The organism is Sphingomonas sp. R86520, from assembly GCF_042466285.1.
Classification (GTDB): Bacteria; Pseudomonadota; Alphaproteobacteria; order Sphingomonadales; family Sphingomonadaceae; genus Sphingomonas.
In genome coordinates this window covers 4,123,776-4,149,112 of sequence record NZ_JAXHBZ010000001.1, presented here as the reverse complement: position 1 = coordinate 4,149,112, position 25,337 = coordinate 4,123,776, and the positions used below count along the sequence as shown (strand labels likewise).

Here is a 25,337-nt window from a genome sequence, read left to right as displayed (position 1 = left end):
GGTCCCTTCAGATCTGGCGCGCGACCGAGGCGACGATGCGCCCGTCGAGCATGTCGATGCGGCGGCCGACGAGATCGGCATGCGCGGGGCTGTGCGTGACCATGATGATCGTCGCGCCGGCGGCGTTCAGGCTTTCGAGGATCCCCATGACCTGCGCGCCGTTCTCGGTATCGAGGTTGCCGGTCGGCTCGTCGGCGAGGATGAGTTTCGGATCGCCGACGATCGCGCGGGCGATCGCCGCGCGCTGTTGCTGGCCGCCCGACAGCTGGTGCGGGTAATGCCGCGCGCGGTGCGAGATGCCGACGCGGTCCATCGCCGCCTCGATCCGCCCGCGCCGGTCGCCATTCTGGTCCCTCCGATAGGCCAGCCCGAGCTCGACATTCTCGGCGATCGTCAGTTCGTCGATCAGGTTGAAGCTCTGGAACACGAAGCCGAGCGTCTGCGCGCGGAACTGCGCCAGCGTCGCCTCGCCCTCGCTCGCCAGATCGCGGCCGTCGAACAGATAGCGTCCGCCAGTCGGTCGATCGACCGTGCCGAGCGTGTTGAGCAGGGTCGACTTGCCGCAGCCCGACGGCCCCATGATCGCGACGAATTCGCCGGCTGCGACATGGAGGTTGATATCGGCGAGCGCGGTCGTCTCGACCGCATCGGAGAGATAGCGGCGCTGAATGCCGTCCAAGGTGATCATGAGTGCGAAACCTTCACTTGAGGTTGATCGAGGCGGCTTTGTTGAAGCCGCTGGTATCGGAGGTGACGATGCGTTCGCCGGCTGTGACGCCGGACAGGATCTCGACCTGCCCCGCGTTGCGGCGGCCGATCCGGATCGTGCGGCGCGTCGCATGCGTGCCGCTCGCATCGAGGACATAGGCCGCGGCGCCGCCGTCGCTGTCGAGCCAGCCGCCGAGCGGCGCGACGATCGCCGGACGCGCCGCGCCGAGCGTGATCCGGGCATCTAGCGCCTGGCCGCGGTTGAGCCCCTGGGGCGCCGTCCCGCGGAAGCTCAGCTCGACGCGGAACCGACCGTCGGTCACCGCGGGCAGCACCTTGGTGACGACGAGGTGTGGTGTCCCCTCGCCGCTCGCCTGCTGACCGATCTGGACGCGACCGAGAAAATACTGGTCGACGTCGGCGATCAGTTTCCACGATCCTTCGCTGTCGACTTGGCCAGCAGGATCGCCGGGCTTGAGCGACTGGCCGGGCTGGATCGTGAAGTTGGTGAGGCGCCCGGTCGCAGGCGCACGAATGGTCAGCGCGTCCAGGCCGTCGCGTACCGCCGCCAGGTTGCTCGACAGGCGGCCGCGCGTGTCGGACAGCCGGCTCGCCTGGAGCCTGGCGATACGCTGTTCAGCACCCTCCGCCGCGTGCAATTGCGCGACGCGCTGGCGCTGGTACGCGGCCTCTTCCTGATAGCTTTTCAGCCCGGCATCGGACACGAACCCCTTGTCGTGGAGCTGCTGGCGGACGCTGAGGTCGCGCCGCGCCTTGATCAGGTCATAGTCGGCGCCCGCCACCTGCGTATCGCGGTCGCGCGAGCTGCGTTCCAGCGACAGATCCTCGCCCGACACCTGGCCGAGCTGGCTCGCGATAGCGGCCTCGCGCGTCAGGATATCGAGCTTCAGCTGCGGATTGGCGAGCGTGGCCAGCGGTTGGCCGGCGATCACCGCCGCGCCGTCCTGCACGATCAGCCGCTCGATCTGACCGCCCGATACCACGCCGACCAGGGTCGTCACGTTCGGTGCGACGGTCGCGCGAACGGGAACCGCGTCGTCGAACGGTGCGCGGGTCACGGCACTCGTCTCGACATCGGCCACCGCGACATCGGTCGAATGCGCCGAGGGAAGGAAGCGCCACAATGCGATGGCACACACGATCGCGACCGCGACGGCGGCCCATATCCCGAGACGGCGGCGCGAGAGTCGCGGCGCCTCGACGCGGCGATCCATGCTGGCACCGCTCGTCGCGGTCGGGCTGGAAGGAAAGTCAGATGTCACGATCGGTCATCCATGCGCGAGTGTCCAAATCCGGACGGCGACTGTCCAGCTTCGGACAGTCGCAACCCCGGCTGCTCAACCACGCACGGTCTGACTGGCGAGCCCAGCGGTGCGGTCGGCCTCTTCGACGACGTGGCGGCGGCAGGATTGCTCGAACGCGGACCGTAGCCGATCATCCTGGGCACAGACCAGATTGGCGGCGCCGGCGACGCGACGGTCGAAAACGGCCCGGCCTGCGGGGTTCGTCAGATCGAGATCGTGGTATTTTACCGTGGTCTGCCGGGGTGCGTCGATGCCGGCCGTGCTTGCGCTGGCGGGGCTGGCGAAGGCGACGAGGCTGGCCGCGCCGACGAGGCTGAGCAAGGAGCAGGCGATCCGTTGGGAGGTGTTCATGGCAGGATCCTTTCCGCCGGCGATGCTGCCGACCCATCCTACTCAGCATCAGCCGTGCCAAATCAGGTAACCGCTTGTTTTCTCACGCATCTGCCTGCTTTAGCCGTTCAAACCGCGATGATTCATGGCCATGATCGGACACCGGGTGTCCACGACCGGACACTGGCACGCATCTTGATTGTGCGGCGGGTATGACCAAAGCTCTGCCGATGTCCCCCAAGCCCGCCTTCGATCGCTGCCTCGTCGTCGACGATGACGAGGACATCCTGCTCGCCGCGCGCCTGCTGCTCGCGCCGATGTTCCGCGAGGTCGCGACGACCACGTCTCCGGACGAGGCGGTCGCGGCGATGAAACGCGCGCATTTCGACGCGGTGCTGCTCGACGCCAATTTCGCGCGCGGTGCGACCGACGGCTCGGAGGGGTTTCGCTGGCTGGGGCTGATGCAGGCGACCGATCCCGTCGCCGCGATCGTGATGATCACCGCGCATGGTAGCGTCGCGGTGGCGGTGGCCGCGATGAAGCACGGCGCGACCGATTTCGTCTCGAAGCCCTGGAACAACGATCGGCTGCTCGCGACGGTGCGCAATGCCGCCTCGCTCGGCCGGATGCGCAGGGCCGATACCGGCCCGGCGACGGCGAAAAAAGCGACCGGGTCGCCGCTGCTCGGCACGTCGCCAGCGATGGCGCGCGTCCAGTCGCTGATCGAGAAGGCAGCGCCGACCGATGCGAACGTCCTGATCCTCGGCGAGAACGGTACCGGCAAGGAACTGGTCGCGCGTGAACTCCACCGCCTCTCGCGGCGGGCCGCGCGAGAACTTGTGACGGTCGATCTCGGTGCGATCGCCGAGACATTGTTCGATTCCGAACTGTTCGGCCATGCCAAGGGCGCGTTCACCGACGCGCGGACGGATCGCATAGGACGGCTCCAGTCGGCGGAGGGCGGCACGCTGTTCCTCGACGAAATCGGCAACCTGCCGCTCCATCTCCAGCCCAAATTGCTGACCGCGCTGGAGCAACGCCGCGTCACCCCCGTCGGCGCGAACCGACCCGTCGCGATCGACATCCGCGTCGTCTCCGCCACGAACATGGCCGTGGCCGGTCTCGCCGACGAGCGGCTGTTTCGCCAGGATCTGCTGTTCCGGCTAAATACCGTCGAGATCGAACTACCGCCGTTACGCGAGCGCCGCGAGGATATCGCGCTGCTGCTGAACACGTTCCTCGACGAGTTCCGCACCCGCTACGACAAGCCGGATCGGAACTTACCGGCCGACGTCCTTGCCGCCCTGATTGCGTACGACTGGCCCGGCAACGTCCGCGCGCTTCGCCACGCCGCCGAGCGCGCGGTCATCCTTGCCGAGGGCGCGGCCTATCGCTCTGCCGACTTTCCGCTCGGTCGATCGGCGCCGGTGGTCGAGGCCGCACCCGTAGACGACCTCAACCTCGACCGGGTCGAACGGCAGGCGATCGAGCAGGCGCTGAAAAAGCACGCGTTCAACATCTCGACCGCAGCCACTGAACTCGGACTGTCGCGCGGCACGCTGTATCGGCGGATGGAGAAGCATGGCCTTTAGACGCCGTTTCGCAGTGCGCCTGGCCGCCCGAGTTCTGCTGCTGCTGGTCGCGCTGAGCGTCGCGAGCCTGCTCGCCGCCTATCAGCGCGCGCCGACCGCGATGCTGCTCGCGATCGGCTTTGCGCTGATCGTCACGATCGGCCTCTGGCGCCTGATCACCGAGAGCAACGCCGAACTGACCCGGTTCGTCGCCGCGCTCGACCGTGTCGACCTCAGCCAATCGTTTACGTGGAGCGGCCGGGGCGCCGGGTTCGACCGGCTCGGGGCCGCGTACGAGCGCGCCCTCGCACGGCTACGCGAGGAACGGTCCGGCGGCGCGGTCGCGGCAACCTTTGCCAGCGCGCTTGCCGATGGCGCGCCCACACCGCTGCTCGTCCTAGGCCCGGGCGACGCACTGACGCTGGGGAACAAGGCGGCAAGGCGCCAGTTCGGCCGCGGATCACCGACCAATGTTGCCGCGCTGGATATTTACGGCGAAGCCTTTGTCGATCTGCTCCGCGGCGCAGGCCCCGGGCCAAGCCGACTTGGCCGGATCGTCGTGGACGGTCTGATCCAGCGCGTCGTCGTCGATACCACGCTGATCGAACTCGGCGGCGACGTGCGTCGGATCGTCGCCGTCAAAGTGATCCAGGCCGAACTCGACGGTGCCGAACTCGCCGCGCAGATCGATCTCGTCCGCGTCCTGACGCACGAGATCATGAACTCGCTGACCCCGGTGACTTCGCTCGCCGCAACCGCGAAGCATCTGCTCGATGCGCTGGACGCAACCGGCCAGCCCGCGATAGGCGACGCGCAACTCGCGGTCGGAGCCCTCGCGCGACGGGCAGGTGAACTCGAACACTTCGTCGAGACCTACAAGGGTTTCAGCGAAGCCCCCACGCTCCGCCGCGAACCGATCGACGTCGCCGACTGGCTGACGCGTACGGCCGCGCTCCACGCCGCCACGCCGAACGCAACCGCGCCGGTAACGCTCGACATCGCGTCCGGCCTGCCTTCGCTGGACGGCGACGTAGCGCTCCTGACGCAGGTCCTGCTCAACTTGCTGAAGAACGCCAGCGAAGCGGTTGCCGCAGCCGACGATCCACGCATCCGCCTGACTGCGGAAGCAAGACCGCAAGGGCGCATCAGGATCGCGGTTACCGACACCGGCCCGGGCATCGCCCCCCACCTCGCGCGCGAAGTCTTCCTGCCTTTCTTCACGACCAAACCCCGCGGCAGCGGCATCGGCCTCAGCTTTGCCCGGCAGATCGTCCTTCTGCACGGCGGCCAGATCGAGGTCGGCGCGGAGATGCCGAGCTGTATCGAGCTATCGCTGCCGATCGCCGCGAATGCAGCGCACCCGCGATGATCGTCCTCGACGCGTTGGTGACGCGGGCAGTCGACGGGGCGGCGGACTGCAGGAAACGGCGCTCCTCGACAGGACGGACGGTGGCGGGTCTGGCCGTATTGCGGCATGGCACCGCCATGATCACTTTCTATCTAGCCCGGGCTGCCAACGGTGTCATCGGTCGCGACGGGCAGCTGCCGTGGCGTATCCCCGCCGACCTCAGGCGCTTCAAGGCGCTGACGATGGGCAAGCCGATGGTCATGGGGCGCAAGACGTTCGAGAGCTTCCCGAGCCCCCTGCCCGGCCGGCGCCATATCGTCCTTACCCGCGGCGACTGGACCGCGCCGGGCGCGGACGTGGCGCATTCGGTCGACGCGGCCCTCGCACTCGCAGGCGACGATGTCGCCGTGATCGGCGGCGCGGAGATCTTCGCGCTGTTGCTGTCTCGCGCCGACCGTGTCGAACTGACCGAAGTGCATGCCGAGCCGGAAGGCGACGCCATCGTTCCCGCATTCGATGGCTGGGTAGAAATCGCGCGCGAGGATCATCCGGCAGAAGGTGAACGCCCCGCCTACAGCTTCGTTACTTTGACGCGACCCTTAGGCTGAGCGGTGAACAACAAGTGTAGCGTGACCCTCCTCGCCCCCCTATAGCCCGCCCCCATGCAGCGGCTCGACGGCGGCGCGGCCATCCCTTCCCAGCTTGCGGACGGGATCGTCGCGCTAGGGAATTTCGACGGATTTCACCTTGGTCACCAGGCGGTGGTCGCGCGTGCGATCGCATGGGCCAAGGCCGAGGGCCGCCCCGCATTGGTGGCGACGTTCGATCCGCATCCGGTCCGCCATTTTCGTCCCGATACCACGCCGTTCCGCCTGACCTCGCTCGACCAGCGCGAGCGGCTGTTCGCAGACGCCGGCGCGGACGCGATGGTGGTGTTCCACTTCGACGGCGATCTCGCCGCGCTGACCGCCGAGGAGTTCATCGCCGACCGCCTCGAACGCAAGCTGCGCATCGGTGGCGTGGTGACGGGCGAGGACTTCACCTTCGGCCACGCCAAGAGCGGCACCGTCCACACGCTTGCCGCCCGGGGGCCCGCACACGGATTTCGCGCCGAGACGGTCGGCGCGGTCGCACGCGATGGCGAGACGGTATCCTCGACCCGCATCCGCGACGCCCTGCGCGCCGGCGACATGGCCACCGCCACGCGCCTGCTCACCCGACCGTTCGCGATCGAAGGCGTGGTGCAGCACGGCGACAAGCTCGGCCGCACGATCGGGTATCCGACCGCCAATCTCGACATGGGCAAGTATCTCCGGCCTGCCTACGGGATCTACGCGGTGACCGGGCGCCTCGAAGACGGGCGCATTCTGAAGGGTGCGGCGAACCTCGGTATCCGTCCTAGCTTCGACCCGCCGAAGGAATTGCTGGAGCCATTCTTCTTCGATTTCTCGGAAAATCTGTATGGGCGTCGCGTCGAGGTCTCGCTGGTCGAGTATCTCCGTCCCGAGGCGAAGTTCGACAGCCTCGAAGCGCTGACCACCCAGATGGACGCCGACTGTGCGCGAGCTCGGGTGATATTGGGGGGATAGGATCGGCCCATCCCGATACCTTTACCTTAGCTAATATCCGTCACCCCAGCCGAAGCTGGGGTATCCCGGTAACGAAGCGCGCTCCTGCCGCGGGAGACCCCAGCTTTCGCTGGCGTGACGAAACTGGTGGGGCGACGGTAGAGGGGTGACGGTAGCAGGGAGAGGGGATGGCAACGCGCGGCGCTAACCGCTACAGCCCGGCCCACTTATGACCGACACGCCCGCCCCCGCCCGCGATTACCGCGACACCGTCTTCCTGCCGAAGACCGACTTCCCGATGAAGGCGGGCCTCGCCGCCAAGGAGCCGGCGATCCTCGAGCGCTGGGCCAAGCTCGGGATCTACGACCGGTTGCGCGAACAGCGGCTCGGGCGCGAGCGGTTCATCCTGCACGACGGCCCCCCTTACGCGAACGGCGACATCCACATGGGCCACGCGATGAACAAGGTCCTGAAGGACATCATCGTCCGCTCGCAGTCGCTGATGGGCAAGGACGCGCCCTACGTCCCCGGCTGGGATTGCCACGGCCTGCCGATCGAGTGGAAGGTCGAGGAAGCGTACCGGGCGAAGAAGCTCAACAAGGACGACGTGCCGGTCGCGCAGTTCCGCGCCGAATGCCGCGCCTATGCCGAGAAATGGGTGACGGTACAGAAGGCCGAGTTCGAGCGGCTCGGCGTGATGGGCGACTGGGCCGATCCGTATCTGACGATGAAGTACGACGCGGAAGCGACGATCGTCGTCGAGTTGCTGAAGTTCGCCGAAAGCGGCCAGCTGTACCGCGGCGCCAAGCCGGTGATGTGGTCGCCGGTCGAGAAGACCGCGCTCGCCGAGGCCGAAGTCGAGTATGAGGACATCGTCTCCACGCAGATCGACGTCGCGTTCGAGATCGTGGACGCGCCGAACGCGCCCGAACTGGTCGGTGCGCATGCGGTGATCTGGACGACCACGCCGTGGACGATCCCGGTGAACCAGGCGCTGAGCTATGGGCCTGAGATCGACTATGTTCTGGTCGCGGACGGGGAACGGCGTTTCCTCGTCGCAGATGCGCTGATCGACAGCTTTTTTGCCCGTACCCTGCCCGCCCGTCATCCCGGCGGAGGCCGGGACCCACTTATCAACGGGGGAGACCGCGGTGAAGTGGGCCCCGGCCTCCGCCGGGGTGACGGAGAGGAGGGTGCCACTGCCGTCCTTTGGCGCGGCAAGGGCTCCGACCTCGCCGACGCAATCGCCCGTCACCCGATGCACGCACTCGGCGGGTTCTTCGCGAAGCCGCGTCCGTTCCTCCCGGGCGAGTTCGTCACGACCGACGCCGGCACCGGGCTCGTCCACATGGCGCCGGACCACGGCGAAGACGATTTCGAACTCTGCAAGCAATACGGCATCGACCCGGTCTTCGCGGTCGACGGCGCGGGGATGTACCGCGCCGACTGGGCATGGCTCGGTGGCCAGGGCAGCGTCATCAACAAGAAGTTCGTGGGCGCGGACGGCCCGATCTGCTCGGACCTGCGCGAGGCCGGCGCGTTGCTCGCGGCGAGCGACGACTTCAAGCACAGCTACCCGCATTCGTGGCGCTCGAAGGCGAAGGTGATCTTCCGCGCGACCCCGCAATGGTTCATCCCGATGGATGCCTCGACGTCGCTCGGCACCGACGGAAGTGCTTCGACTTCGCTCAGCACGAACGGGGTTGGGAATGCGGACACACCCACTCCGTTCGCCCTGAGCGAAGTCGAAGGGCCTGAGTCCAGCAACGGCGCCACGCTCCGCGAGATCGCGCTCGACGCGATCGCCGCCACCACCTGGATCCCCGCACGCGCGGAAAACCGGATCACGTCGATGGTGCAGGGCCGCCCCGACTGGGTCATCTCGCGTCAGCGCGCCTGGGGCGTACCCATCGCGCTGTTCGTGAACCGCGCCACCGGCCAGTACCTCAACGACCCCGCGGTCAACGCGCGGATCATCGAAGCCTTCCGCCAGAACGGCGCGGACGCGTGGTATGCGGACGGCCATCAGGCGCTGCTCGGCCCCGACTACGACCTCGCCGACTATGAGGTCGTGAAGGACATCCTCGACGTCTGGTTCGACTCCGGCTGCACGCACGTCTTCACGGTCGAGGCGCGCTACGGCGAAGGTACCCGCGCCAACCTGTATCTCGAAGGCTCGGACCAGCATCGCGGCTGGTTCCAGTCGTCGCTGCTCGAAAGCTGCGGCACGCGCGGTCGCGCGCCCTATGACGCAGTCCTCACGCACGGTTTCGCGCTTGATGGCCAGGGCCGGAAGATGTCGAAGTCACTCGGCAACGTCGTCGATCCGCTCAAGATCATCGGCGAGTCCGGCGCGGACATTCTCCGCATGTGGGTCGCCTCCACGGACTATTTCGACGACGTGAAGATCGGCAAGGAAGTGCTCGCCACCGCCTCCGATGCGTATCGGAAGCTGCGCAACACGTTCCGCTACATGCTCGGCGCACTCGAAGGCTTCGAGGAGTCGGAGCGCGTCGCGGTGTCCGACATGCCCGAGCTCGAGCGCTACGTGCTCCACCGCTTGCGGATGATCGACACCGAGCTGCGCCAGGCCGCCGAGGCGTACGAGTTCAACCGCTACACCCGCCTGCTGACCGACTTCGCGAACGAGGACCTGTCCGCGTTCTTCTTCGATATCCGCAAGGACTCGCTCTATTGCGACGCGGCCGACGACATCAAGCGCCGGTCGTACCGCACCGTCCTCGACGTGCTGTTCCACGCGCTGGTCCGCTACGCCGCACCGGTGCTCTGCTTCACCGCGGAAGAAGTGTGGCAGTCGCGTTTCCCGAGCGACGACAGCTCGGTCCACTACCTCGAATGGCCGTCGCTGCCGTCGCTCGACGCCGACGATGTGGTTGGCAGCAAATGGCATGAGATTCGCCAGTTGCGAGTCCAGGTCACCGAGGCGATCGAACCGCTCCGCCGCGAGAAGACGGTTCGTTCCAGCCTGGAAGCAGAAGTCACCGTACCCAATCTGCTGCTCGATCCGCACGCGCTGGCCGAGGCGTTCATCGTCGCGAAAGTCACGCAGGGCGACGGCGTCGATGTGGCGCGCACCGACTTCCACAAATGCGGCCGCTGCTGGCGCCACCTCCCCGAGGTGACGGTCGACGGCGAGCTCTGCGATCGGTGCGACGAGGTGGTGGCCGATGCGTAACCTGCCCAGGGCCGGGTTCGCCGCAGCCGCCGCCCTCTTCCTCGCCGACCAGCTCAGCAAATGGGCGGTCACGCGGCCGCTCGGGATCGATTCGCTTGGCGATTCGCAGACGATCACCTCGTTCTTCGACCTGCGCTTCGTGCCGAACATCGGCATCTCGCTCGGGCTGCTCCCTGCCGACGGCCACCTGACCCGATGGGCGCTGGTGTTGCTGACCGGCGCGATCGCGGTCGGCGTCGCGGTGTGGATGACCCGCGAGAAGAACCCGGCCGACCAGGTCGCCCTGGGCTTCGTGCTGGGCGGCGCGATCGGCAATATCCTCGACCGGATCCGGCTCGGCTACGTCGTCGATTTCTGCGACCTGCATATCGGCGAATGGCGTCCGTTTTTGGTCTTCAATGTCGCCGATGCAGCGATTACTGTCGGCGTGCTCGTCCTGCTTGTTCGGGCGCTCCTCGTGCGCGAGAAGCCCCCTGTGGAGAATTCCCATGCGTAAGTTCGTACCCCTGGCCGCCGGCCTCACCTGCGTCGTGCTGCTGTCGGGTTGCGGGGCCGGCCGAAGCCTCGATCGCGCACGTCCGGACGAGTTCGCGGTCGCCCGCCAGGCACCACTGGTGATCCCGCCCGACTTCGCGCTGGTTCCGCCGCAGCCCGGCGCCGCCCGCCCGCAGGATACCGCCGCCAACGCCCAGACGCTCGACGCGCTGTTCGGCGGTGCGGCACCGCGTAGTGCCGCCGAGACCGGCGTCGTCAACGATGCCGGCGCCGACAACGACGATCCCGGCATCCGGTCGAGCGTAGGCGATCCCGGCACGACGGTCGTCGACAAGGGCTCGACAACCCGCGACATCGTCGCAGCGCCAGAAGGCGACGGCCAGGACGCGCGCACGACCGCGAACTGATCGGGGCCCCCGGATCAACGAAAAGGGCGGCTCCCGCGCGGGAGCCGCCCTCTTCGTATCTGCATGTCTTGGCCTGTCGACCCGATGCACCTGCGAAACCCCGTCATTCCAGCGGAAGCTGGGATCTCTTCGTTTGGCGGATGTCGCCTGCCACGCGGGATACCCCAGCTTTCGCTGGGGTGACGATGGAGAGCTGGTACCGACCTATCCGTCGTCCCAGCGGAAGCTGGGATCTCATTGTGTGGCGAGCGTCGCCTGCCCCGTGGGATACCCCAGCTTTCGCTGGGGTGACGGGGATGGGGACGGAGACGGAATCCGTGGATGGGGATCCATGGCTGAGCGAAGTGTACGCCTCCCTGCTCTACCGCGACGGCGGGAGCCCAGTCTGGGTCCCCGCCGTCGCAGCAGAACAAGGTTCAGCCAGGCTTGAGGGGGCACACCGACCGCAGCCAGCCCTTCCCCCTCAAATCCCTCAGAACGCCGCGGTCAGCGACACGACGACCCTGCCGCCGGCGATCGTGCCGGTGCCGTCCTGGCCCCGGCTGAAGCTCGGCTGGAGATAGGCCGATTCATTCTTGCCGATGTCGGTATCGACATAGGCCACGCCCAGCGTCAGCGGGGTCGTCGGGATCACGTAGTCGGCGCCGAAGAGCCAGTCGAAATACTCACCGGTGGGCGACACGCTGGTCGCGAACGGTCCAAGGCCCTTGTTGCCGTTGGAATAGCCGACATGGCCCTTCACGGTCAGACCCGTATTGGGAATGCCGCTGCTGATGTCGCCCCAAAGATAGAGGTTGTCGTCCTTGGCATTGACGTGGTCGTAGACGCCGTTCGCAGCCGACGTACCGTTGGTATACCACGGTCCCAGCGCCTGCTGCTTCGGCGCGTAGGCGACACCGGCAAGCAGCGCGACCGGGCCCGCGGTGCCCGACAGCTTGGCATAAGGCTCGATGAAGTCGGTGTTGTCGAAGCCGCTCGGGTACATGTACCAGGTCGCGCCGACGTCGAGCGCGCCGCCGCCGACCGGCACCTTGAAGCCCGCGATCAGATCGAGCTCCATGTTCGCGCCGCCGAACGTACCCCAGCCTGCGAGGTTCGAACCCCAGGTACCGATATAGAGCCCGCTCTTGTGCGCGATGGTGATGCCGCCCTGGACGGCGAGGTTTTCGTCCGACTGCGAGACGCCGCGGAAGCGATAGTCGCTGGTGATCCCGACCGAACCCGAGACGGTGACCTCCTTGGGAGGCGCGGTGTCGTCCTGCGCGAACGCTGGGGTAGCGGCAGCCAAAGCCATGCCGCCGAGAAGAATAGTGGTGAAGCGCATCGTTTCCCTTTCGATACCGGAAGTCGATGTCCGCCCTGCACCCGCAGGACGCCGCATCTATCGGGGCAAACCCCAGTGCGATCTTTCCAACGGTGATCGGGAGATGACAGTGCGTGGTGCGACGCACAAGAGAATCTTGCGTACAAACCAGCTTTGGCAATCGGTATGTTGCGTAATCGCCACAGTGTCGTTGGATCGGGCATTTTTCGGCGCGACCGCGGCATATTCGAAAAGTCCCGATCCCAGCGGTTTCGATGGACCGCTGAATCGAACCGTCATCGTCGGGCCGATACGGGACATTATCCCGATCATATCAAAAGACGCGCGAACACATCCCATGTTACGCGTGACCTATATCATCATCGTTACGCCCTACGTAATGCTACGGCCAAGAGAAATCTTCAAGATTTGGCTCGATTAGTTTTGTATCCTGCATGTACTTTACATCCGGATATTTCGGTGGAAGCTTACCGGATCGAATTGGGAAGGGGGTGCTGGTGCCGTACCGTAATGCACATTGGGCGGTTTTGATGTTGTTGCCCCTCATCCTCGTAGCTTTCTGGCCAGGCTATTTTGGGCACCTGCGCGAAGCACCCTTGGCGTTACATGGTCACGGCATCAGCGCGAGCGCATGGTTGATGCTTCTCGCCTTCCAACTCTGGTCGATACATGCGCGAAGGATGATGCTGCATCGCACCGCGGGGCTGGCGTTGTTCGTTGTCGTGCCGGTATTCGCGGGCGCCAGCCTTGCGGCGATCCAGGCCGGATTCGTGATGTCCGCAGCGCAGAGCGACCCGTTCCACGTCGCCTTTAGTGCTCGGTTAGGCATGGTCGACCTCATCGCGTTATGCACCCTGATCGGGTTGGTACGGCACGCGCTGGTCACGCGGCGATCGGCGCGAACGCACGCGAGCGCGATGCTCGCGACCAGCCTGCTCGTTCTGCCGCCGATCCTGGCAAGGCTGGTACCCCTCGTGCCGAACTTCGCCGACATGGCGATTGCGGGTCGACAGGGCTTCGTCCTCGCCTTCCACGTCGGTCAGGGGCTAGCGGCCGTCGCGGCGCTGACGCTGTATCTGGCGGACCGGAAGGCTCGCGCCTTTCTCGTCGTGGCAGTCTCGATCGGGGTGCAAAGCCTGATGTTCGAGACAGTGGGGACATCGGCGCTCTGGGCGGCGCTCACGACGCAGGCCGCAACGATTCCGCCAGCGGCGTTGGCGCTGACTGGGGCGCTCGCGGCAGCCGCGGTGCTGTACCAGGGATGGATACGGATACCGCCACGTCGCCGCTCCAGCGCCGAGCATCTCCGGCCCGCTACCGATCTCGCCCCGGACTCATGAGCCGCATCGGCACATAGCTCCGTTCGGGTCGGCTTATCCTAGCGCGGCCGCAAAGGCGGCTAGCCCGCCTTCGAGATCCGCGATCAGGTCAGCCGGGTCTTCCAGGCCGATCTGGAGCCGGATCATCGGGCCGACGACGTCGCGCCGCGTGACGCTGCGATACCGTTGCGGGTCGGCGGGGATGGCGAGGCTTTCGAAGCCGCCCCAGCTATAGCCGATCCCGAACAATTGGAGCGCGTCGATCAGCGCAGCGCGGGCGGTTTCGTCGCCCCCGTTGAGGACGAACGAGAACAGGCCGCTGGAGCCCTTGAAGTCGCGCACGAAGAGATCGTGTCCAGGGCAGTCGGGGAGCGCGGGGTGGAGAACTTGCGCGACTTCCGGGCGGGACTTGAGCCAGTTCGCAATGGTCAGTGCGCTCGACTGGTGCTGCGCGAGGCGGACCGCCATCGTGCGCAGGCCGCGGCTGCCGAGCCAGCAATCGTCCGGGCTGGCGACCTGGCCGAGCTGGAAACTCGTCTCGCGCAATTTCTTGAAATGGCCGGGAGCGGCGGTGACCGAGCCAAGCATGACGTCCGAATGGCCGACGACGTACTTGGTGCCGGCGAGGATCGTCAGGTCGACGCCGCGCTCGATCGCGGGGAAGAACAGCGGGGTGGCCCAGGTGTTGTCGAGCAGCGTCGTCACGCCCCTCGCCTTCGCGGCGGAGACGATCGCGGGGATGTCCTGCACCTCGAAGCTCAGCGATCCAGGGCTTTCCATGAAGATTGCCCGCGTATTCTCGCCGATCAGGTCGGCGATGCCAGCGCCGATCATCGGGTCGTAATAGCGCGTGGTGATACCGAACCGCTTGAGCAGCCCGCCTGCCATCCCGCGCGTCGGATCATAGGCGCTGTCGACCAGCAGCAGTTCGTCGCCTGGCGACAGCACAGACAGCAGCGCCGCCGCGATCGCCGCGACGCCCGAGCAATAGAGGAACGTCCCCTCTGCACCGGGCTCGAGCGAGGTCAGCGCGTCGGCGAGGCTCCACTGCGTCGGCGTGCCCTTGCGCCCGTAGAACAGCCGGTGATGCGTATCGCGCGTCGCGCTTTCGCGGAGGTGACCAACCGAATCGTAGAGGATCGTCGAGGCGCGCCAGACCGGTGGGCTGACGATCCCCTGAGTCCACTCCGGACGACGACCGGCGAGGACGACCTTGGTCGCGTCGCCGACCGGCTTGTTCGTGTCGCTCATGCCGTTCCTGTCGCCTTGGGTGTCTCGGGAGCGCCGCCCCATTCGGACCAGCTGCCGTCGTACAGCGCCGCGTCGTTCCCGAGCAGATGCGCGCCGAATGCGAGCACCGACGCGGTGATGCCCGAGCCGCAGGTCATCACGATCGGCTTTGCGAGGTCGATGCCCGCCTTGTCGAACTCGGCCTTCAACGCGTCGCCGGTCTTCCACGTGCCGTCCGCATTGAACACCGCGCCCTGCGGCAGGTTCTTCGAGCCCGGAATATGGCCCGGTGCCGTGCCCGGTCGCGGGTCTTCCTCCGCGCCCGTGAAGCGCGTAGCCGAGCGCGCGTCGAGCACCTGCTCCGCACCGCTTGCGACGTTCGCCTTCATTTGGTCGAGATCGCGCACGCCCTTCAGGTCCGCCCAGGTCGTGAAGTGACGATGCCGCGGCGTCTCTTTCCCCGTCGCAATCCCCCGCCCCTCGGCCTGCCACTTGGCGAGTCCGCCATCGAGGATCGCGACGTTGTGCGCGCCGAACAGCCGCAGCATCCACCACGCCCGCGCCGCCGTGTGCCAAGGCGAGCTGTCGTACAGCACGATCCGACTGCCATCGCCCAAGCCCAGCGTCTGCATCCGGCTCGCGAACTTCTCCGCCGACGGCAGCGTGTTGGGGAGGTCGCTGTCGGTATCGCGCAACTCGCTCAGGTTCATGAACACCGCGCCGGGAATGTGCGCCGCCTCATACTCCGCCGCCGCATCGCGCCCCTCGGCATAGGTCGCGTCGACGATCCTGAGATCGCTTGCGCCCAGTTCGTTCGCCAGCCATTCGGTGCTTACCAACGCGTCCATATGCGGCTCCTTGTGCTTGAGAGGTCAGTAGCCAGCAGGGCCGCTCGCGTCGAGGGAGGCGAGGAACTCCGCCGCCTGCTTGCGCGTCGCGTCCCTGTCCGCCTCTGACTGTTTCGCCCAGTTGCGATACGGCATCGCAAGCCGGTTGTTGCGCCCGAGCTTGTCCTCGTGCCGTGCGAGGAAATCCCAGTAGAGCGCGTTGAACGGGCACGCATCGGGGCCAATCCGCTGCTTCACGTTGTACCGACATGTCCCGCAATAATCGGACATCCGGTCGATATACGCGCCCGACGAAATATACGGCTTAGACCCCAACAAGCCGCCATCGCCGAACTGGCTCATTCCCAGCGTGTTAGGCAGTTCGACCCACTCGTAAGCGTCGACATACACCTCCAGATACCAGAGGTGCACCTTGGCCGGGTCCGCGCCGATCAGCAGCGCGAAATTGCCCGTGACCATCAGCCTCTGGATGTGATGCGCGTGCGCGGTCTCCAGCGTCTGGCCGATCGCCTCGCGCAGGCAGTGCATGTCGGTCTCGCCGGTCCAGTACCAGCCGGGCAGTTCGCGGTGATGATCGAGGAAGTTCCGCTCGACGTAATCCGGTCCCTCGCGCCAGTAGATCCCGCGCATATATTCGCGCCAGCCGATGATCTGACGGATATACCCCTCGACTGCGTTCAGCGGCGCGCGACCGGCGCGATATTCCGCCTCCGCGCGCCGGCACAGGTCGAGCGGATCGAGCAGGCCGGAATTGATATAGGGCGACAGGATCGAGTGCCACAGATGCCGCTCGCCGGTAAGCATCGCATCCTCGTAATCGCCGAACTGCGGCAGCGCGTATTTGAAGAAGTTGGCCGCCTGCCGCTCCGCATCCTCGCCAGTAACCGCATAGTCGAACCCGTCGAGACTCCCCGGATGATCCGCGAACCGCTCCGTCACCAGCGCCAGCACACCTTGCGTGATCGCATCCGGCGCGAACACCAGCGGGCGCGGCATCAGCAGGTCGTTCTTGGCGGGTTTCCGGTTCTCCTTGTCGAAGTTCCAGCGATCGCCCTCGGGCTTGCCGGCGGTGATCAACAACCCGGTGCGCGTCCGCATCTGGCGGTAGAACCACTCCATCGTCAGCGACTTCCGCTCGGCGGCCCAAGTCTCGAAATCGGCATGGCTAGCGAGGAAGCGGTCGTCGCGGCAAATCTCGACCGGGATGCCAAACAGCGTCTCCCAGCTTTCGAGCATCGCCATCACGCGCCACTCGCCCCCCTCGGTAACGACGATCCGTTCAGGGTCATGCCGCTCGACCGCGCGCGCGATCTCGCCGGTGAAGCTGCCCGCGTTGTCGGCGTCGTCGAGCTGCGTGTATTCGACCGTCCACCCGGCTTCGCGCAGCGCCTCGGCATGATGCCGCATCGCCGAGAGGATATACGCGATCTTGCGCTTGTGGTGGCGGACATAGGTCGTCTCCTCGTCGACCTCCATCATCAGCACGATCGTCGCCGCTGGGTCACAGTCGCGCAGCGAAGCGAGGTCGATCGTGAGCTGGTCGCCGAGGATCGGTACGAGTGTGGTTTTCTTGCGCGTCATCGCATCCTACATGGCGGCACATGACCGCTCCCCAGAACCCATTGCATCTCGGCCAGAACAGCGCCCTCCCCGCCTCTCCAGAAGAGGCCGTGCTCGATTATGTTCCGAACCCGCGGCCGGGCCGGACGTATCTGGTGCGGTTCGCGGCGCCCGAGTTCACGTCGCTGTGCCCCGTCACCGGCCAGCCCGACTTCGCGCACCTCGTCATCGACTACGTCCCCGGCGAGACGATCGTCGAATCCAAGTCGCTGAAACTGTTCCTCAGCAGCTTCCGCAACCATGCCGGGTTCCACGAGGATTGCACCGTCGGCATCGGCGAGCGGCTGTTCGACGAGATGAAGCCGGTGTGGCTGCGCATCGGCGGATACTGGTATCCGCGCGGCGGAATTCCGATCGACGTGTTCTGGCAATCGAGTGCGCCGCCGCACGATCTGTGGCTGCCGGATCAAGGAGTCGCCCCGTATCGCGGTCGCGGATGAGGGCAAAGGTAAGAGGGGCGAAATCTCGATCTGATTCAGATTGATTCTATTCCCGTGCTGCACTGCAGTATGTGATGAAACTTTATGCTACCTGAACCGTTCAAATGGATGCGCGACCGGGTTTTCCCAGAAGTGCGCGCTCAAACGAGGGACAGGGTATGGTGAAACCGGCGGACGGTGGGAATATCGCGCGACTGGCGCTGATCGGTAATTTCCTGCCGAGACAGTGCGGCATCGCCACCTTCACGACCGACGTTTTCACGGCCATGCGTGCGCGTTTTCCCGAGATCGCCGTCGACGTCTATGCGATGGACGATCACCCCGGCAAATACGACTACCCGGCCGAAGTCACCGGCACGATCCCCGAGCCCGAGCTGTCGGCATATATCGACACCGCGCGGAAGATCGAAGCCAGCGGCGCGCAGGCGATCTGGCTCCAGCACGAATACGGCATCTTCGGTGGTCCCGCCGGCGAGCACATCCTCGCGCTGCTCGACCGCACCACGCTGCCGGTCATCGTCACGCTGCACACCATTCTCGAAAAGCCCAACGCCGATGAGCGCCGCGTGCTCGAAGGCCTGCTGCGCCGCGCTGCCCGCGTCGTCGTCATGGCCGAGCGTGGCCGCGACATCCTTCAGCGCGTCTATGGTGCGAACTCGCGCCAGATCGTCATGATCCCGCACGGCGTCCCCGATCGCGACCTGCTCGATCCGGCCGTGCTGAAGGACAAGTTCGGCTGGGAAGGTCGCAAGGTCATGCTGACGTTCGGCCTGCTCGCCCCCAACAAGGGGATCGAGACGGTCATCAACGCACTGCCCGCGGTGATCGCGAAGCATCCCGACCTGCTGTACGTGGTGCTCGGCGCGACTCATCCGAACCTCGTCGCGTACGAGGGCGAGAAGTACCGCGACAAGCTGAAGGCGCTCGCCGCCGAGAAGGGCGTCGCCGACAACGTCTCGTTCGTCGATGCCTTCCTCGAGCATGGCGAACTGCTCGATTATCTCCAGGCGTCGGACGTCTATGTGACGCCGTACACCAACCCGGCGCAGATCACGTCGGGCACGCTCAGCTACGCAATCGGGGTCGGCAAGCCCGTCATCTCGACGCCGTACGTGCACGCGACCGAGATCCTCGCGGACGGCCACGGCGTGCTCGTTCCGTTCGGCGATGTCGAGGCGTTCGCGCGTGAGATCGATACGCTGATGTCGAACGACCGCGATCGCAACCGTCTGGCCGAGCGCGCCTATGCGCGCGGCCGCACGATGATCTGGCCGAAGCTCGCCGAGGCGATGATGACGGAGATTCGTGCGATCGTGGCGGCGCGCCCTTTTCGCCTCGCCAAGGTGCCAGCCCCGCTGAAGCAGCTGACGCCTGATTTCGCCGCGGTCGAGCGGATGAGCGATTCGACCGGCATGCTCCAGCATTCGATCTATTCGATCCCCGATCGTCGCCACGGCTACTGCATCGACGACAATTGCCGTGCGCTGATGCTGATGAGCGCGTTGCCCGATCTGGACGACGTCACCCGCGACAAGTGGATGACGATCTACGCGTCCTTCGTGCAATACGCGTGGAACCCGGACACGCGCCGGTTCCGCAACTTCATGAACTTCGATCGCACCTGGTGCGAGGATTCGGGCTCGGAAGATTCGAACGGCCGCACGCTCTGGTCGCTCGGCGTCACCGCGCGCGATGCACAGGCCGCCAAGCACCGCGACTGGGCGACCGCGATGTTCGATTCCACCGCATCGATGGCATTGGAACTCGGCTCCTTGCGCGCGCAGGCATTCGCGATGCTCGGCGCGGCGGCGATGCTGGAGGCCAAGCCCGGTCACCAGCTCTCGCTGTCGATCCTCGAAGCCTTCCCGAAGGTCCATCTCGACCTGCTCGCCAAGGCGCGCCGTCCCGAGTGGCAGTGGTTCGAGATCGTGCTCGCCTACGACAATACGCGCCTCCCGCAGGCGCTGATCCGCGCAGGCCAGGCGCTAGGGCGTCAGGACCTGATCGATTGCGGCCTCGCCACGCTCGACTGGATCGTCGCCAAGCAGACCTCCCCGGAGGGTCGTTTCCGCGCGGTCGGGTCAGAAAGCTTCAACCGACCCTATGCGGAGCCGTTGCAGTTCGACCAGCAGCCGCTCGAGGCGCAGGCGACCGTCGACGCATGCGCCGCGGCGTATGACGCGACCGGCGACGTGCGCTGGCGTGACGAGGCGTTGCGCGCCTACGGCTGGTTCCTCGGCGTCAACGACCTTGACCTGCCGCTCGCGAGCGTTGCGGATGGCGGTTGCTATGACGGTTTGATGCCGACCGGGCTCAACCGAAACCAGGGTGCCGAGTCGATTTTGGCGCTCCAACTCGCAAGTTGTGCCATTTCAGGGGTATCAAAGGCAGCGCAAAGCGTGGCAGGAGCGGCGCGCGTCGTCGCCTAGCCACGCTAGAGACAGCCTGACAGGCGACGGTGCGCTGAGTGGAACGACGCGGGGCACTGCTACGATGGATCTGTTCAACCACCAGCTGCGGCTGCACGCGGACCCTTCGCGTGTCGTCGTGCGGCCGTTCCATATCGCCTGGGGCGGTCATGGCGGCGCACCGAGCCGCACCGAGCGGCTCGTCGGCGAAGTGCTGGAAATGTCGCCCGCACAGGCGCGCGCGCAGCTCGAGGTCGTGCTGAAGGATTTCGAGGCACGCCACTGGCAGACGCGGCGCGTGTTCATGACGCGCTACGACCAGATCGAGGACATGCTCGGGCTGAACGGCGCGGAGATCGGTGACGAGAAGCGCCAGCTGATCGGTGCGTATTTCTGCCACGAATACAGCTACGCCGCCGCCGCGCTGATGAACCCCAGCGCAGTGCCGCATTTCGACCAGTCGGGCATGCCGCCGGGCTCGATGCGCATTCTCATGAGCCTGCGCGCGGTCGGCGAGGGTCACATCTCGTCGGTGGCGTTCCGCGAAGGCATCATCACCTGCGAAAACCAGATGAAGCTCGCGCCCGAGCCCCCGTTCGCGACCGCGACCGATGCGGTCGGCAGCGGCGAGGACGAGATGCCGATCGGCCCCGTCACCGTCTATCGCCACCGCGACAGCACGCTGAGCGGCACGGTGATCTTCCCGATCACGCAGGCGCAGTCGAAGGGCCTCGAGGACCTCCGCATCGTCCGCTTCCAGCACGAGGACGGCGATTACGAGTGGATCGGCACCTACACCGCGTATAACGGCTCGGTGATCCAGTCCGAACTGATGCGCACCCGCGATTTCCGCGCGTTCGACCTCGTGCCGATGACCGGTCCCGCCGCGCGGAATAAAGGCATGGCCTTGTTCCCGCGCAAGGTGAACGGGCAGTACATGATGATCGGCCGGCAGGACGGCGAAAATTTGTTCCTGCTGAAGTCCGACACGCTGACCGACTGGGACGACGGCGAGAAGATTTTGACGCCGGAGTATCCGTGGGAGCTGGTGCAGATCGGCAATTGCGGCCCGCCGATCGAGCTCGACGAGGGCTGGCTGCTGCTGACCCACGGCGTCGGCGCGATGCGGAAATACTCGATCGGCGCGGTGCTGCTCGACAAGGACGATCCGTCGAAGGTGATCGGGCGGACGAGCCAGCCGATCCTGGCAGCGAAGGACCAGGACCGCGAGGGGTATGTGCCGAATGTCGTCTATAGCTGCGGCGCGTTGAAGCACGGCGACACGATCTTCATGCCGTACGGAATTGCGGACAGCTCAGTGGGCTTCGCGTTCGTACCGATCAAGGACATGCTTGCCGCGATGAAGTGATTGGGGGCGTCGCGCAAATGGGCGCGGGCGCTCGCCCGTCCTCCGTTGCGCCCGTCCTTCGTTGCGCGTCCTTCCCGTTCAGTCCCCTCTTCCGTTCCGCCCCTCTTCCGTTCGTCCTGAGTAGCCATCGAGTAGCTGCTCTTGCAGCGTATCGAGAGGGCGTATCGAAGGACAGGTTGGCGCGCGGAACCCATGCTTCGATACGAGCCCTCGATACGCTGCTGACGCAGCTACTCGGTCTCTACTCAGCACGAACGGAAGGAGGCCTTGTTCTCCCGCGAAGGCGGGAGCCCAGTCTGGATCCCCGCCTTCGCGGGGAAACAAGCTTACCGCGAAGCTGCCATCGTCCGTCGGTACATCACCCACGTCAGCACCGCGAACAGCAGCGTCCCGCCAACCAGCGCCACGCTCGCGAACCCGTCCCCGACCAGTGCCAACGGCGTCTCCTTGTTGGTCAGGTACACGATCCCCGCAAAGCCAACGCCCCACAGTGACTCCCCGACGATCATGCCGGTAGCGGTCAACACGCCCATCCGCTTGGCAAGCTCGGGATCCCGAGCCCCGTCCGCCCAACGATCATACGCAAATCCCACCACAGCCCCGATCGTAACCGGCAACGTCACCGACATCGGCAGATACACGCCGAGCCCGACGCCAAGCGGCGGCAACCGCAGCTTCCCCGCCTTACCAAGCAGTTCGTCGACCGCGATCACGACCACGCCGGTAAGCGCCCCATACCCGATCATCGCCCAATTGAGGTTCCCCCCCAGCACGCCCTTCGCCAGCGCCGAGATCAATGCCGCCTGAGGCGCCGCCAGCGCATTCGGCCCCGCCCCCGGCGCCCCCGCAAACCCGAGCGTGCTCCCCAGCAAGTTCAGCACCGGCGGCACCACGATCGACCCGAACACCACGCCGATCAGCAACGCCACCTGCTGCTTCCACGGCGTCGCACCAACCAGCTGGCCCGTTTTCAGATCCTGCAGATTGTCGTTGGAGATCGTCGCTATCCCGAACACGATGCCGGTCACGATCAGCCCGTAGGCGACCAAGGCCTGCGTCGTCCCCGGCTCGACCGCGCGACCGAACCACGACACCAGCAGGATCGACGCGGCGAGGATGGCGAGAATACCGATCCCCGATACCGGCGAGTTCGACGCGCCGATCAGCCCGGCCATGTACCCGCAGACCGCTGCGATCACGAGGCCGATGACGAGGATGAACACCAGGCTCCCCGCGATCAACCCGATCGCCGACGCCTCCAGCGGACCACCCTGCAACACGGTCCACAGCAGGATGCCGATCGGTACCAGCATCGCCAGCGACCCGATCCCGACGATCCCGATCGGAATGTCGCGCTCTTCGAGAGCCAGCACTTCGCCGCCACGCTTCGCCGCCGAAGCCGCCAACGCAGACCGCACGCCGCCGACGACTGGCCCGGCAATCTTCAACAACGTCCAGATCGCCGCGACACCGATCACGCCCGCGCCGAAGAAGCGGACGTCCGAGCGGAACACGGTGTTGGCGATCACCTCAGCGGTCCCGGTGACACTCCCGCCCGACGTCAGGATCGGCAACAAGATCCACCAGCCGATCACCACGCCTGCAAACATCGCCATGCCGACCGAGATACCGACCAGATGCCCCGCGCCGAGCAACGCGAACGACAGCCCGCCCGAGATCCCGGTCGCACCTGCGCCGACGCGGAACCACGTCGCGGCTTCGGCGGCGACCAGCTTGGTCTGCGTCAGGATGGCGAACCCCGCCGACACGACCGCGTTGACGACGATGATGCCGAGCCCCCGCGCGCTCTCCTCGCCGCCTTCGCGACTGCCCGCGCCGACCTTTAAAACCTCGGCGGCCGCGCGACCTTCCGGATATGGCAGCACGGTGTCGACGACGAGCGCACGGCGCAGCGGCACCGAGAACAACACGCCGAGCACGCCGCCGAACATCGTGATCGCCGCGGTGGTGAAGAACGGAAAGCCCTGCCACCAACCGATCATCACGAGGCCGGGCAGCACGAAGATGATCGCGGCGAGCGTGCCCGCGGCGGACGCGATGGTCTGGACGATGTTGTTCTCGAGGATCGTCGAATCCTTGAACAACCGCAGCACCGCCATCGAGATCACCGCGGCGGGAATCGACGTCGCGAACGTCAGCCCGATCTTGAGCCCGAGATACACGTTCGCCGCGGTGAACAGCAGCGTGATGATCCCGCCGAGCACGATCCCGCGGAACGTCAGTTCGCGCATGCTGGTCTCGGGGCCCGTGTCGGATACGCCCCGCGTCGCGTCGGTCATCTGGTCGGCCTCAAAGCAATTTGGCCGACTTGTGGCATGATGCGCCGCCAGAGGAAACCGTATCGACCGCGAGAAGGATCTTCTCCCGCGAAGGCGGGAGTCCAGTCTGGGCTCCCGCCTTCGCGGGAGAACAAGGAGGTGAGTACCGAACCGTCTTCGGAAGCTAACTCTACCGCGCCGCCATCCGCCGCGCGAAATGCACCTCGACCGCCCGCGTGACGCTCTCCGCGATCCGGTGCCGCCCTTCGCTGCTGTCCAGAAACGCCGCATCCTGCGGGTTCGAGATATACCCCGTCTCGAACAGGATCGACGGCATGTCCGGCGCCTTCAACACCATCAGCGACGCCATCCGGTGGAAGTTCGCCTTGAGTGGCATCAGCGGCCGCGCTTCACGCCCGAGCAATCGCGCGAACGTTGCCGACGAGTTCATCGTCTCGCGCTGAGTCAGGTCGATCAGGATCGACGACACGTCCGCAGGCGCCTCGCCGAGGTTCACCCCCGAGATCACGTCCGCCTTGTTCTCGCGCGCCGCCAGCCGCGCCGCTTCCTTGTCGGATGCCACCTCGGACAGCGTGTAGGCGGTCGCGCCGGTCGCATCCTCCGACCCGGTGCTGTCGCAATGGATCGAGATGAACAGGTCGCCCTTCAACCGCCGCGCGACGCCGTAGCGCTCGCGCAGCACGAGATAGCGATCGTCGTCCCGCGTCAGCGCCACGCGCACCCGCCCCGACGCGAGCAACTCGTCGCGGATCGCTTTGGCAACCTTCAGCGTCACGTCCTTCTCGCGCAGCCCGTTCGGTCCGATCGCGCCTGGGTCGACACCCCCATGTCCCGCGTCGATCACGACCAGCGGCCGCGTATCGTCACCCTGCACGCGCGGCAGCCTGACGCCGCGCGCCTTGGGCGGCACCGCGATCGACAGCTTGTATCTTGGCCGCGCGCTCGCCGCAAAATTGAACGGGAAGAAGTTCAGCGGCCCGGCGATCCCCGCCTCCACGAAATGATCGTCATCGACCGGTTGCAAGGCGAGCGTGAGTTCGCGACCCTCGGAGTCGAAGCCGCCATCGGTAACGATCGCCGGCTTGGCCAGATCGAACAGGATCCGCGTCCCGGCGCCCTTGCGCGACTGAGTGACCGCAGTCACGAGACTATTCCTCGCGGCCGACCGCCCCGGTGTCGCACCCGACACGTCGACCGCGATCTGACGCGGCCCGGTCAACACCTGGCTCGCCGCATCGCCCACCGGCGTGTCGAAGCGAATGACGATCCGCCCGTCCTTGATCGCCACGCTCTGCACGGTCGCCGCCCATGCAGGGACGCTCGACAGCCAGCCGGCCATGAGGGCGATTACCGCGAACACCCTATGTCCTTGCCGTGCGGACGTACCGCCGGTCCAGCGAAAAGCCATGTTACACCCCTTTGATCGATACATCCGATCGCTGGGACGACAGGTAAGCCCCCGTGTCCCAAGAGCGCGTTGCGGTGTTGGGTTAATTTGCCGGTCACCACGAAATTGCCGGCACGCCTCTGC

The 25,337-nt window shown here is 66.1% G+C and carries 21 protein-coding genes; 12 read left to right on the top strand and 9 right to left on the bottom strand.

What is annotated here, in order from left to right; translation table 11 throughout:
* Positions 1 to 7: 7 nt before the first annotated feature.
* From SJY41_RS19090 to SJY41_RS19080, 3 genes are all read right to left on the bottom strand, one after another.
* The gene (locus SJY41_RS19090; protein ID WP_380783797.1) at positions 8 to 688 is read right to left on the bottom strand and encodes an ABC transporter ATP-binding protein; all 681 of its coding nucleotides are present in this window, start codon (positions 686 to 688) and stop codon (positions 8 to 10) included.
* Positions 689 to 701: 13 nt separating this feature from the next.
* Complete coding sequence (locus tag SJY41_RS19085) at positions 702 to 1,991, bottom strand: efflux RND transporter periplasmic adaptor subunit (RefSeq protein WP_380783796.1); 1,290 nt, start codon at positions 1,989 to 1,991, stop codon at positions 702 to 704.
* A 75-nt stretch (positions 1,992 to 2,066) separates the two neighbouring features.
* On the bottom strand, positions 2,067 to 2,384 hold the full coding sequence (locus SJY41_RS19080; protein ID WP_380783795.1) for a UrcA family protein: 318 nt from the start codon (positions 2,382 to 2,384) through the stop codon (positions 2,067 to 2,069).
* A gap of 191 nt (positions 2,385 to 2,575) precedes the next feature.
* Here SJY41_RS19080 and SJY41_RS19075 point away from each other — a divergent pair, with 191 nt between their 5' ends.
* From SJY41_RS19075 to SJY41_RS19045, 7 genes are all read left to right on the top strand, one after another.
* Positions 2,576 to 3,955, top strand: a complete 1,380-nt coding sequence (locus SJY41_RS19075) for a sigma-54-dependent transcriptional regulator (protein WP_380783794.1) — start codon at positions 2,576 to 2,578, stop codon at positions 3,953 to 3,955.
* Positions 3,945 to 5,303: a sensor histidine kinase gene (locus SJY41_RS19070; protein WP_380783793.1), complete on the top strand. Its 1,359-nt coding sequence runs from the start codon at positions 3,945 to 3,947 to the stop codon at positions 5,301 to 5,303. The genes SJY41_RS19075 and SJY41_RS19070 overlap by 11 nt, the downstream gene beginning before the upstream one ends.
* 116 nt (positions 5,304 to 5,419) lie before the next feature.
* Positions 5,420 to 5,890, top strand: a complete 471-nt coding sequence (locus tag SJY41_RS19065) for a dihydrofolate reductase (RefSeq protein ID WP_380783792.1) — start codon at positions 5,420 to 5,422, stop codon at positions 5,888 to 5,890.
* 54 nt (positions 5,891 to 5,944) lie between these two features.
* Positions 5,945 to 6,871 carry a bifunctional riboflavin kinase/FAD synthetase gene (locus SJY41_RS19060; protein WP_380783791.1) on the top strand — a complete coding sequence of 309 codons (927 nt, stop codon included), beginning with the start codon at positions 5,945 to 5,947 and terminating at the stop codon, positions 6,869 to 6,871.
* Between the two features lie 208 nt (positions 6,872 to 7,079).
* The gene (locus tag SJY41_RS19055) at positions 7,080 to 10,046 is read left to right on the top strand and encodes an isoleucine--tRNA ligase (RefSeq protein ID WP_380783790.1); all 2,967 of its coding nucleotides are present in this window, start codon (positions 7,080 to 7,082) and stop codon (positions 10,044 to 10,046) included.
* Positions 10,039 to 10,542 carry a signal peptidase II gene (gene lspA / locus SJY41_RS19050; protein WP_380783789.1) on the top strand — a complete coding sequence of 168 codons (504 nt, stop codon included), beginning with the start codon at positions 10,039 to 10,041 and terminating at the stop codon, positions 10,540 to 10,542. The genes SJY41_RS19055 and lspA overlap by 8 nt, the downstream gene beginning before the upstream one ends.
* Positions 10,535 to 10,948, top strand: coding sequence for a DUF3035 domain-containing protein (locus SJY41_RS19045; protein ID WP_380783788.1), 414 nt, complete (start codon positions 10,535 to 10,537; stop codon positions 10,946 to 10,948). Before lspA ends, SJY41_RS19045 begins: the two co-directional genes overlap by 8 nt.
* 472 nt (positions 10,949 to 11,420) lie before the next feature.
* On the opposite strand, the gene SJY41_RS19040 is transcribed toward SJY41_RS19045, so the two are convergent.
* A complete protein-coding gene (locus tag SJY41_RS19040) occupies positions 11,421 to 12,272 on the bottom strand; it encodes a TorF family putative porin (RefSeq protein ID WP_380783787.1) in 852 nt (283 codons plus the stop codon).
* Here SJY41_RS19040 and SJY41_RS19035 point away from each other — a divergent pair.
* Positions 12,262 to 12,693, top strand: coding sequence for a hypothetical protein (locus SJY41_RS19035; protein WP_380783786.1), 432 nt, complete (start codon positions 12,262 to 12,264; stop codon positions 12,691 to 12,693). The two genes, SJY41_RS19040 and SJY41_RS19035, sit on opposite strands and share 11 nt — an antisense overlap.
* A gap of 109 nt (positions 12,694 to 12,802) precedes the next feature.
* Positions 12,803 to 13,612, top strand: a complete 810-nt coding sequence (locus SJY41_RS19030) for a hypothetical protein (RefSeq protein ID WP_380783785.1) — start codon at positions 12,803 to 12,805, stop codon at positions 13,610 to 13,612.
* A 33-nt stretch (positions 13,613 to 13,645) separates the two neighbouring features.
* Here the strand turns inward: SJY41_RS19030 and metC are convergent, their stop codons facing one another.
* The 3 genes from metC to SJY41_RS19015 are packed head-to-tail and all read right to left on the bottom strand — an operon-like array spanning position 13,646 to position 17,250.
* Entirely contained in the window at positions 13,646 to 14,842 is a 1,197-nt protein-coding gene (metC, locus tag SJY41_RS19025; protein ID WP_380783783.1) for a cystathionine beta-lyase, read from the bottom strand.
* Positions 14,839 to 15,669 (bottom strand): sulfurtransferase, encoded by an 831-nt coding sequence (locus tag SJY41_RS19020; protein ID WP_380783782.1) that lies wholly within the window; start codon positions 15,667 to 15,669, stop codon positions 14,839 to 14,841. The genes metC and SJY41_RS19020 overlap by 4 nt, the downstream gene beginning before the upstream one ends.
* A gap of 24 nt (positions 15,670 to 15,693) precedes the next feature.
* Positions 15,694 to 17,250, bottom strand: coding sequence for a cryptochrome/photolyase family protein (locus tag SJY41_RS19015; protein WP_380783781.1), 1,557 nt, complete (start codon positions 17,248 to 17,250; stop codon positions 15,694 to 15,696).
* A gap of 20 nt (positions 17,251 to 17,270) precedes the next feature.
* Here SJY41_RS19015 and queF point away from each other — a divergent pair, with 20 nt between their 5' ends.
* The 3 genes from queF (at position 17,271) to SJY41_RS19000 (ending at position 21,506) form a co-directional block, all read left to right on the top strand.
* Positions 17,271 to 17,729 (top strand): preQ(1) synthase, encoded by a 459-nt coding sequence (gene queF, locus SJY41_RS19010; RefSeq protein ID WP_056489630.1) that lies wholly within the window; start codon positions 17,271 to 17,273, stop codon positions 17,727 to 17,729.
* Positions 17,730 to 17,887: 158 nt separating this feature from the next.
* Positions 17,888 to 20,158 carry a glycosyltransferase gene (locus SJY41_RS19005; protein ID WP_380783780.1) on the top strand — a complete coding sequence of 757 codons (2,271 nt, stop codon included), beginning with the start codon at positions 17,888 to 17,890 and terminating at the stop codon, positions 20,156 to 20,158.
* A gap of 64 nt (positions 20,159 to 20,222) precedes the next feature.
* Complete coding sequence (locus SJY41_RS19000) at positions 20,223 to 21,506, top strand: glycoside hydrolase family 130 protein (protein WP_056051630.1); 1,284 nt, start codon at positions 20,223 to 20,225, stop codon at positions 21,504 to 21,506.
* Between the two features lie 326 nt (positions 21,507 to 21,832).
* Here SJY41_RS19000 and SJY41_RS18995 read toward each other — a convergent pair whose 3' ends face one another.
* Both SJY41_RS18995 and SJY41_RS18990 read right to left on the bottom strand, forming a co-directional pair.
* On the bottom strand, positions 21,833 to 23,806 hold the full coding sequence (locus tag SJY41_RS18995) for an OPT family oligopeptide transporter (protein WP_380783779.1): 1,974 nt from the start codon (positions 23,804 to 23,806) through the stop codon (positions 21,833 to 21,835).
* 169 nt (positions 23,807 to 23,975) lie between these two features.
* Positions 23,976 to 25,214 carry an N-acetylmuramoyl-L-alanine amidase gene (locus tag SJY41_RS18990; RefSeq protein ID WP_380783778.1) on the bottom strand — a complete coding sequence of 413 codons (1,239 nt, stop codon included), beginning with the start codon at positions 25,212 to 25,214 and terminating at the stop codon, positions 23,976 to 23,978.
* Between the last annotated feature and the right edge of the window lie 123 nt (positions 25,215 to 25,337).